We start from the raw sequence: 10,039 nt of genomic DNA on the forward strand, positions 1-10,039 counted from the left end.
CTTCACTTTTAGATCAAAGAAATTTAATAACTATTCGGTTTTAATAATACTTCTCATTATTTCAGTTTGATTCTAATCATATTTAACTTAAGTTTTATTACCTTATTTTTACTTATGTGATCTGTATCAAATTTTCCCTCTTCTTAAAATGATTTAATGACTGCACTTTAGTAATGACTCAACCTAACTAAACTATTGGGAACAATATTATGAATAATATTGATCAAATCAATCGCCGAAATTTTATTAAGGCATCCTCGGTGGGGGCAGCCCTTGCGGTTTCCGATCTCGCTTTACCTTTCAAAGCAATTGCGGCAGATACGCCGGCTATGTCCGAAATGCCAGAAGAAAAAATAGTCTGGAGCGCTTGTACCGTTAACTGCGGAAGTCGCTGTCCGTTGCGTATGCACGTTAAGGATAATCGCATCACTTTTGTGGAAACCGATAATACGGGCACAGAAACATATAATCTTGATCATCAAGTACGAGCCTGTTTACGCGGTCGCTCCATGCGTCGCCGCATATATAATCCCGATCGTTTAAAATACCCAATGAAACGCGTGGGTAAACGCGGTGAAGGTAAATTCAAACGTATTAGTTGGGATGAAGCCTTAACAGAAATTGCCGAAGCATTAAAACGTAATATTGCAAAATACGGCAACGAATCCATTTATCTGAACTACGGTACCGGCACATTAGGCGGCACCATGACGAAATCTTGGCCTCCCTCCTCTACTATGATTGCACGTTTTATGAACTGTATCGGCGGCTATTTAAATCATTACGGCGATTACAGTACCGCACAGATTGCAGTAGGGTTAGATTACACTTATGGGGGAGGATGGGCGCTTGGCAATGGAATGGCGGATATTGAAAACACTAAACTCATCGTACTATTTGGTAACAACCCTGCTGAAACTCGAATGAGTGGCGGTGGTTTAACCTATTGCATTGAGCAAGCAAAAGCCCGTTCTAATGCCAAAATGATCATCATTGATCCACGCTATAACGACACCGGCGCCGGTCGCGAAGATGAATGGATACCTATTCGCCCCGGCACTGATGCAGCATTGGTTTCCGCCTTAGCCTATGTAATGATTACCGAATCATTGGTTGATCAACCTTTTCTCGATAAATATTGTATTGGTTACGATGAAAAAACCTTGCCAACAGATGCCCCCCCAAATGGTCACTACAAAGCCTACATTCTAGGGCAAGGCGACGACGGTATTGCGAAAACACCGGAATGGGCAGCCCAAATCACCGGTATTCCGGCAGATCGTATTATTAAATTAGCCCGTGAAATCGCCGGTACTAAACCTGCATTCATTTCACAAGGTTGGGGCCCGCAACGTCGCAGTAACGGCGAATTAATTTCTCGTGCGATTGCGATGCTCCCGATTTTAACCGGTAATGTAGGCATTCATGGCGGTAATACAGGGGCTCGGGAAAGCGCATATAGCATTCCGTTTGTACGTATGCCGACATTAGAAAACCCTGTAAAAGCCAGTATTCCAATGTTCTTATGGACGGATGCTATTATTCGCGGCCCGGAAATGACCGCACTTTCCGACGGTATTCGCGGTGTGGATAAACTTTCGGCACCTATCAAAGTGATTTGGAATTACGCGAGTAACTGCCTAATAAACCAACACTCACAAATCAACCGTACTCATGATATTTTACAAGATGATTCTCAATGCGAAATGATCATCACCATTGATAATCATATGACATCCACTGCTAAATACAGTGATATTTTATTGCCTGATTGCACCGCCTCAGAACAGATGGATTTTGCACTGGATGCCTTCGTAGCGAATATGAACTATGTTATTTTTGCCGACCAAGTGATTAAACCTTCTTTTGAATGTCGCACGGTTTACGATATGTTAAGTGATTTAGCCGAAAAAATGGGCGTGAAAGAAAAATTCACTGAAGGTCGCACGCAAGAAGAATGGCTACGCTATATTTATGAACAATCTCGCGAAAAATTGCCTGAATTACCAACCTTTGAGGCATTCAGACAACAAGGAATTTTCAAAAAAGTTGATCCAAACGGTTTCTTTGTGGCATATAAAGCATTCCGTGAAGATCCACAAGCCCATCCGCTCAAAACGCCATCCGGTAAAATTGAAATTTATTCCTCCCGTTTGGCTGAAATAGCCAAAACCTGGAAATTAGAAACAGATGAAGTGATTCATCCATTGCCAATTCATACACAAAGTTTCGAACATTATGGCGATCCGCTTATGGAAAAATACCCGTTACAACTTAGTGGTTTCCATTACAAAGCCCGTACCCACTCAACCTACGGCAATGTGGACGTATTAAAGGCTGCCAATCCTCAAGAAGTATGGATGAATCCGATTGATGCCGAACCAAGAGGCATCAAAAACGGTGATATGATCCGTATCTTTAATGATCGTGGAGAAGTGCGTATTCACGCCAAGGTAACGCCACGCATTATACCGGGTGTTATCGCATTGAGTGAAGGAGCTTGGTATGCACCGGATAAAGATCGCATCGACCATTCTGGTTGTATTAACGTGTTGACTACTCAACGTCCGTCACCACTAGCTAAGGGCAATCCTCAACATTCTAATTTAGTTCAAGTGGAACGCTTGTAAGGGAGTAACTGATGGAACAATATGGTTTTTATTTTGATTCGGATCGCTGCACAGGCTGTAAAACTTGTGAATTAGCCTGTAAGGATTACAAAGACTTAGGCACGGAAGTCAATTTCCGCCGTATTTATGAATATACCGGTGGCAACTGGAGCCCACAATCGAACGGTTGTTGGAGTCAAAATGTGTTTGCCTACTATATGTCGATTTCCTGCAATCACTGCGCAGACCCAGCTTGTACAAAAGTTTGCCCGACCGGGGCAATGCACAAAAACGAAGACGGTTTTGTTATTGTGAATGAAGAAATCTGTATTGGCTGTCGTTACTGTCATATGGCATGCCCATACGATGCCCCACAATATGACGCACAAAAAGGTCATATGACAAAATGTGACGGCTGTTATTCGCGCATCAAAGCAGGACAAAAACCGATTTGTGTAGATGCCTGCCCACTACGCGCCCTTGATTTTGCCCCCATTGATAAATTAAGGAAACAATATGGCGAACAAGCCTCTATCGCCCCATTACCACCGGCAAAGATAACCCAACCAAATCTCGTGGTAAAACCAAATAAAAATGCTCTCCCAAGCGGTGATACAAATGGGTTCTTAGGCAACCCAAGAGAGGTGTAAGATGAATGCAGGATTACATGAACTTCCACTTGTTTTTTTCACGCTGCTGGTGCAAAGTGCGGTCGGTGCGTGGCTCATTTTTACCTTTGCATTAGTTAAAACCAAAAATGAAAAAAGCCGTACCTACACTCATAAGGTGATGTTTGTCATTTTGGTTTTCTTAGGACTTGGCTTTATTGCTTCCATGACTCATCTCGGTTCACCAATGCGTGCATTTAATTCACTTAATCGCATAGGTAAATCTATGATGAGTAACGAGATCCTTACCGGTGCAATTTTCTTCGCCCTTGCCGGTTTTTATTGGCTCATTGCCCTCACAGGTAAAATGCCCTCTGCACTTGGTAATTTATGGCGAATAATGACCGCACTTGCAGGGATAGTCTTTATGTACGTAATGAATCAGGTTTATCATATCGTCAGCGTACCAACTTGGAATACTTCTCTTACATCGTGGTCATTCTATCTCACTGTCGCTTTGGGCGGATTGGCACTAGCTTACGCATTATTAATGCCAAACAAATACCGTGAATATTCGCTCCATTTTATCCCTAATTTATTCGTACTTGCATTGCTATTTGCAGCCATTGTTGTAGTGTATCAAGGGTTTAACTTGCAACAGATTCATAGTTCCATCCAACAGGCTGCTGACTTAGTGCCGAATTATGCAGTGATGAACGCCATACGCTTATGCTTGTTGGCAATTACCGCATACTTATTATTCCGCACAAAAAATGGCATACTATTAAGTTTTGCCGTCATTCTTACTTTAGTTGCGGAAGGCATTGGACGCGTTTTGTTTTACGGTTTACATATGACATTAGGTACGGCTATCGGCAGTTAATCCTGAAACCTGAATATTGAAATAAAGTGCGGTTGAATTTTTCGGAGAATTTATGCAAGACATCTTTCAACAGATTTCCCTCTACGGACGCTTACTCGGTGCGGCGTTTTATTATGAACCAAGTAACGACCAAGTCAGTGGTATTTTGGATTTTTTCCGTCAACCTAATTGGGCACAAGAATGGGAAATTCAACTTGATGTAAAAACGTCTGAAAAAATAACCGCACTTATCACACAAGGTTTAACACAAAATCTTTCAGAACAGTATCAACGCTTGTTTATCGGGCCGAATGAATTACCCGCTCCGCCTTGGGGATCCGTGTATCTCGATCCTGAATCTGTCATTTTCGGTAATTCATTGTTGACCTTGCGTGATTTTTTACGCCACCATCACATTGCATTCCAGACACAACAGGATGAACCGGAAGATCACATTGGCTTAATGTTAATGCTTGCCGCTTATCTTGCAGAAAATCAACCGCACTTGGTCATAGAATTTCTTCGTGATCATCTGTTAGTTTGGGCACTACATTTCTTAAAACGACTGGAAAAAGTAGAAAATACTCCTTTCTATCAAGGGCTTGCAATATTAACATTACACAGCTTACAACAATGGCAAAGGGCTCTCCACATTGATACACCCAAGGTGAGATTTTACCGATAATGAAAAAAGAATCCTATTATCAGGCTTATTTTAGCCACAACCAAATCTCACGTCGTGGATTACTGCGAAGTTTTTTTACGGTAAACAAAGGGATTTCAACGGAAAAATACGCCTCACGCCCTCCTTTTGCCGCACAAGAAGATTTATTTTCTGCTGCCTGTAACGGCTGTGGAAAATGTGTTTCCGTTTGCCCTAATCGTCTTATTCATTTAGTACAACAGCAGGCAATACTCGAAATTGATTACGCCCCTTGCTATTTATGCGGAAAATGTGCGGAAATTTGCCCAACCAATGCATTACACCCAAACTTCCCTGCCGATACCCGACTTCGCCCACAATTTTCTTCCGCCTGTTTAATCAAACAACATCAAACCTGCACCGACTGCCAAACAACCTGTCCGCAACAGGCGATTTCCACCGATTTAATCATAGATAATGAACATTGTAATGGTTGTGGCGAATGTAAAATAGCCTGTTTCACCGGTGCTATTACATTGAAATAAAAATACGCTAATTTTTAACCGCTCTTTCTCTTTCAACATTTGACAGTACCAATACTTGTGCCTATTATCCATCCATCATTCTTTCGCTATTCTTACATTCTAAAATTATGCAAAAAACAGCCTTACACCAACTCAAAACCGCCCTTTCCCAACGTATCCTTATCCTAGACGGCGCAATGGGGACGATGATCCAACAATATAAACTGACGGAGGCGGATTTCCGCGGCGAGCGTTTTAAAGACAGCGCGGTGGATTTGCGCGGTAATAATGATTTGCTCACCCTCACTCAGCCCCTATTGATTTCTGCCATTCACGAAAAATACCTTGAAGCAGGCGCAGATATTATTGAAACCAACACCTTTAGCGCCACCACTATTGCCCAAGCGGATTACGATTTACAAGCGGTCGCTTATGAGCTGAATGTTGCAGGGGCGAGATTAGCACGCCTTGCCGCCGATAAGTATAGTACCCCCGAAAAGCCGCGCTTTGTGGCAGGGATTTTAGGCCCGACCAACCGTACCGCCTCGATTTCCCCCGATGTGAACGACCCCGGCTTTCGCAACATCACCTTTATGGCATTGGTTGATGCCTATGCCGAGGCGACACGAGGGCTGATCGAAGGTGGGGCGGATATTATTATGATCGAAACCATTTTCGATACCCTCAACGCCAAAGCCGCTGCCTTTGCGATTGACAGCGTGTTTGAAGCATTAGGCGTTGAGTTGCCGATTATGATTTCCGGCACGATCACCGATGCGTCCGGTCGTACCTTGTCAGGGCAGACGACCGAAGCCTTCTATAATTCACTCCGCCACGTTAAACCGATCAGCTTTGGCTTAAATTGCGCACTTGGCCCGAAAGAGTTGCGTCAATATATGGAGCAACTGTCCAAAATCTGCGAATGCTATGTCTCGGCTCACCCGAACGCCGGCTTGCCGAATGCCTTTGGCGGCTACGATTTAGGGGCAACGGAAATGGCGGGGCAGCTCAAAGAGTGGGCAGAAAGCGGTTTTTTGAATATTGTCGGCGGCTGTTGCGGCACAACGCCGGAGCATATCAAAGCCTTTGCGGAGGCGATGAAGGGCGTGAAACCTCGCCCGCTCCCAAGCATTAAAACCGCAATGCGTTTGTCGGGCTTAGAGCCGCTGACGATTGATGATGAAAGCCTCTTTGTGAATGTGGGCGAGCGCAATAACGTTACCGGCTCGGCAAAATTCAAACGTTTGATTAAAGAAGAAAAATTTGCAGAAGCGATTGAAATTGCCATCGATCAAGTCGAAAACGGCGCGCAGGTGATTGACGTGAATATGGACGAGGCACTGCTCGATTCACAAAAATGTATGACTCGTTTTCTCAACATTATGGCGACCGAGCCGGAAGCGGCAAAAGTGCCGGTAATGATTGACTCATCAAAATGGGAGGTGATCGAGGCGGGCTTGCAGTCCATTCAGGGCAAAGGGATTGTGAATTCTATCTCACTCAAAGAGGGCGAGGAAAAATTTATCCGACAAGCTAAATTAGTCCGCCGTTATGGGGCAGCTGTGGTGGTGATGGCGTTTGATGAAGTCGGGCAGGCGGATACGGAGGAACGCAAGGTCGAAATTTGTACGAGAGCCTATCGGATCTTGGTCGATCGAGTCGGTTTTCCGCCGGAAGATATTATTTTCGACCCGAATATTTTTGCCATCGGCACAGGGATTGAGGAACACAACAATTACGGCGTGGATTTTATCAATGCGACGGGGCGGATTAAACAAACCTTGCCCTACGCCAAGATTTCCGGCGGGGTGTCGAATGTGTCGTTTTCCTTCCGAGGCAATAACCCGATGCGTGAGGCGATTCACGCCGTGTTCCTCTATCACGCCATCAAACAGGGAATGGATATGGGGATTGTCAATGCGGGACAGTTGGCAATTTATGACGATCTCGATCCCGAACTGCGTGAAGTGGTGGAAGATGCGGTGCTAAACCGCCGTAGTGATGCGACCGAACGTTTGCTGGATATTGCAGAAAAATACCGAAATCAGACCGCTTGCAACGAGGATAACAGCGTGGCGGAGTGGCGGACGTGGGCGGTGGAAGAACGTTTAAAACACGCTTTGGTGAAAGGGATTACCAACTTTATTGTTGAAGATACCGAAGAAGCCCGCCAAAAATTCAGTTCACCCCTAGAGGTGATCGAAGGGCCGCTAATGGACGGAATGGACGTGGTCGGCGATCTGTTTGGGGACGGCAAAATGTTCCTACCGCAAGTGGTGAAATCGGCACGGGTAATGAAACAGTCGGTCGCCTATTTAGAGCCGTTTATCAACGCCACCAAGCAAAAAGGCTCATCAAGCGGCAAAGTGGTGATTGCGACTGTGAAAGGCGATGTGCACGACATTGGCAAAAATATCGTGAGCGTGGTGTTGCAATGTAACAATTTTGAGGTAATTGACCTTGGCGTGATGGTGCCGGCGGATAAAATCATTCAAACGGCGATTGACGAAAAGGCGGATATTATCGGTTTGAGCGGCTTAATCACGCCGTCTCTTGATGAAATGGAATATTTTTTGGGCGAGATGAACCGCCTTAATCTCAATATTCCGGTGATTATCGGCGGGGCAACCACCTCCAAAGAGCATACGGCGATTAAACTTTACCCGAAATATCAACATGAAGTGATTTACACCACCAACGCCTCCCGTGCCGTTACCGTGTGTGCAGCCTTGATGAATCCCGATACCAAATCGGAATTGTGGGCGAGAACGAAAAAAGAGTACGAGCAAATTCAGCACGCCTTTGCCAACAAAAAAGCACCTCGCAAGCAGTTACCAATCGAGGAAGCCAGAGCGAACCGTTTTGATGGGTTCAGAGGCGAATGGGCAGATTATCAAGTCCCTGTACCGAACCAAACCGGCGTTATTGAATATAAAAATGTGCCGATTGCCACGCTGCGAAAATTTATCGACTGGTCGCCATTTTTCCGCTTATGGGGCTTAATGGGCGGCTACCCTGATGCCTTTGATTATCCGGAAGGCGGTGAGGAAGCCCGCAAAGTTTATAATGACGCGCAGAAAGTGCTAGACGAACTCGAACAAAACCGCAAACTCAACCCAAGCGGTGTAATGGGCATTTTCCCTGCTAACAGCATAGGCGATGATATTGAAATCTACCAAAATGCTGACCGCACTTTAGTCGCAGGCAAAGCCTATCATCTCCGCCAACAAAGCGAGCGGGGCAAAAACAGCAAAAGCCCGTATAACCTCTGCTTAAGCGACTTTATCGCCAGCAAAGAAAGTGGAAAACAGGATTGGTTCGGAATGTTCGCCGTCTGTGCAGGGGTTGAGGAACACGATTTAGTCGAAGGCTACAAAGCGGCAGGGGACGACTACAACGCTATTTTACTGCAAGCGGTGAGCGACCGCCTTGCCGAAGCGATGGCGGAATATCTGCATTTTGAGCTACGCACTAAAGTGTGGGGATATAGCAAAGAAACCTTTGAAAACGAGCGCTTGATCCGAGAAGATTACATCGGTATCCGCCCCGCTCCCGGCTACCCAAGCTGCCCCGAACACACCGAAAAACAGATTATCTGGGATCTGCTTGAAGTAGAACAACGCATCGGAATGAAACTCACCGAAAGCTACGCAATGTGGCCTGCCGCCAGTGTTTGTGGCTGGTATTTCACTCACCCTGCTTCCAATTACTTCACATTGGGGAGAATTGATGAAGATCAGGCAGTGGATTATGCTAAACGGAAAGGGTGGAGTGGGAAAGAGGTGGAGAAGTGGTTGGGGGTGGTGATGAAGTAGGAAGATATTTCTATAGAAATAGAGTTAGAAATACATGATATTTTTCTTAAATTTACAAAATTTTTGTTGACAAGAAATTGTTTTTTTTTTGAATAATTAGGTTTTGTAATCTAAGGAGTTTTCTATGGAAATTTTATTATTTATTATTGGGTTAAGTTACCTAGCCTATTGTGTGTATCTACATCAAACAGAAAAAGCCATCTTTTTCTATAGTTATGCTGATATAGGCATTTCAATGATAAATCCTGTGCTAATAGCAATATTTTATTGCTTAGGTCAAGAAGAGATAATCTCAGTTGAAGTAATGTCAAAACTAATGATTATTTCAACTATAATAGTTTCTATATTTATTTGGAGAATAACATATAGAGCTAATTTACATCATGTACCTTATACAATTATCATGTTTTTTGCTAAGGTGGTATTAAGTATAATTCTATTATCCATTCTGATTTTGTCTGTTTTAGTACGTATTTTTTATTCTACTGAAAGAGAAAAATATGAGAGAAAAACAAAGCATATAGAAAGAGTCGATAAAGAAGCAAAAATAGCATTCTCTATAGGTATTGGAATATTTGCTTTAATTATCTCTTACTGTTGCTATTACAATGATTTCTCTTTACCAGAAAAAGATATTGAGTTGAAGTAACAATCAATTATTGCTAACTAAAAGCCCACTTATTTCAGTGGGCTAGTTTACGTTATTTAATATTTATTGGGTTTCAATCCCTTCGGCTCAATCTTATAGTATTCATCAATCTGATCCCAACTTAAATTTTCACTATCTTTTAGTCTAAAATATGGTTTAATATGGTTTTTAATTAAGGAAGTCAAATTGTCTCTATTATCCTTACTTTCAGAATAGGAATATTTTTTTAGACAATAATTTAGTTCCCAATCTTCAGAAAGATTAATAAACTTTCCAATTGGTTTACTCATAGGGAATTCTCCTCGTTATAAAATTGATATGCTTGGTCC

At 43.4% G+C, this 10,039-nt stretch carries 8 protein-coding genes; 7 read left to right on the top strand and 1 reads right to left on the bottom strand.

From position 1 onward, the window contains the following. Positions 1-209 precede the first annotated feature (209 nt). The 7 genes from BKL51_RS05840 (at position 210) to BKL51_RS05870 (ending at position 9,710) form a co-directional block, all read left to right on the top strand. Entirely contained in the window at positions 210-2,630 is a 2,421-nt protein-coding gene (locus BKL51_RS05840) for a DMSO/selenate family reductase complex A subunit (protein ID WP_077465798.1), read from the top strand. 11 nt (positions 2,631-2,641) lie between these two features. After that, positions 2,642-3,259 carry a DMSO/selenate family reductase complex B subunit gene (locus BKL51_RS05845; protein ID WP_077465799.1) on the top strand — a complete coding sequence of 206 codons (618 nt, stop codon included), beginning with the start codon at positions 2,642-2,644 and terminating at the stop codon, positions 3,257-3,259. Position 3,260: 1 nt separating this feature from the next. Then, on the top strand, positions 3,261-4,100 hold the full coding sequence (locus BKL51_RS05850) for a dimethyl sulfoxide reductase anchor subunit family protein (protein WP_077465800.1): 840 nt from the start codon (positions 3,261-3,263) through the stop codon (positions 4,098-4,100). A gap of 52 nt (positions 4,101-4,152) precedes the next feature. Further along, positions 4,153-4,764 (top strand): Tat proofreading chaperone DmsD, encoded by a 612-nt coding sequence (gene dmsD, locus BKL51_RS05855; protein WP_077465801.1) that lies wholly within the window; start codon positions 4,153-4,155, stop codon positions 4,762-4,764. Then, positions 4,764-5,267, top strand: coding sequence for a ferredoxin-type protein NapF (gene napF, locus BKL51_RS05860; protein ID WP_077465802.1), 504 nt, complete (start codon positions 4,764-4,766; stop codon positions 5,265-5,267). Before dmsD ends, napF begins: the two co-directional genes overlap by 1 nt. A gap of 107 nt (positions 5,268-5,374) precedes the next feature. Further along, entirely contained in the window at positions 5,375-9,061 is a 3,687-nt protein-coding gene (metH, locus tag BKL51_RS05865) for a methionine synthase (protein WP_077465803.1), read from the top strand. A 124-nt stretch (positions 9,062-9,185) separates the two neighbouring features. After that, the gene (locus BKL51_RS05870) at positions 9,186-9,710 is read left to right on the top strand and encodes a hypothetical protein (RefSeq protein WP_077465804.1); all 525 of its coding nucleotides are present in this window, start codon (positions 9,186-9,188) and stop codon (positions 9,708-9,710) included. 56 nt (positions 9,711-9,766) lie between these two features. Here the strand turns inward: BKL51_RS05870 and BKL51_RS05875 are convergent, their stop codons facing one another. Next, entirely contained in the window at positions 9,767-10,000 is a 234-nt protein-coding gene (locus BKL51_RS05875) for a hypothetical protein (protein ID WP_077465805.1), read from the bottom strand. Positions 10,001-10,039 lie beyond the last annotated feature (39 nt).

The sequence above is a fragment of the Rodentibacter sp. Ppn85 genome, from assembly GCF_001999335.1.
Taxonomy (GTDB): domain Bacteria; phylum Pseudomonadota; class Gammaproteobacteria; order Enterobacterales; family Pasteurellaceae; genus Rodentibacter.

Coding starts and splice junctions, on each gene's coding strand:
- BKL51_RS05840 (WP_077465798.1), top strand. CDS start 210: ATGAATAATATTGATCAAATCAATCGCCGAAATTTTATTAAGGCATCC.
- BKL51_RS05845 (WP_077465799.1), top strand. CDS start 2,642: ATGGAACAATATGGTTTTTATTTTGATTCGGATCGCTGCACAGGCTGT.
- BKL51_RS05850 (WP_077465800.1), top strand. CDS start 3,261: ATGAATGCAGGATTACATGAACTTCCACTTGTTTTTTTCACGCTGCTG.
- dmsD (WP_077465801.1), top strand. CDS start 4,153: ATGCAAGACATCTTTCAACAGATTTCCCTCTACGGACGCTTACTCGGT.
- napF (WP_077465802.1), top strand. CDS start 4,764: ATGAAAAAAGAATCCTATTATCAGGCTTATTTTAGCCACAACCAAATC.
- metH (WP_077465803.1), top strand. CDS start 5,375: ATGCAAAAAACAGCCTTACACCAACTCAAAACCGCCCTTTCCCAACGT.
- BKL51_RS05870 (WP_077465804.1), top strand. CDS start 9,186: ATGGAAATTTTATTATTTATTATTGGGTTAAGTTACCTAGCCTATTGT.
- BKL51_RS05875 (WP_077465805.1), bottom strand. CDS start 10,000: ATGAGTAAACCAATTGGAAAGTTTATTAATCTTTCTGAAGATTGGGAA.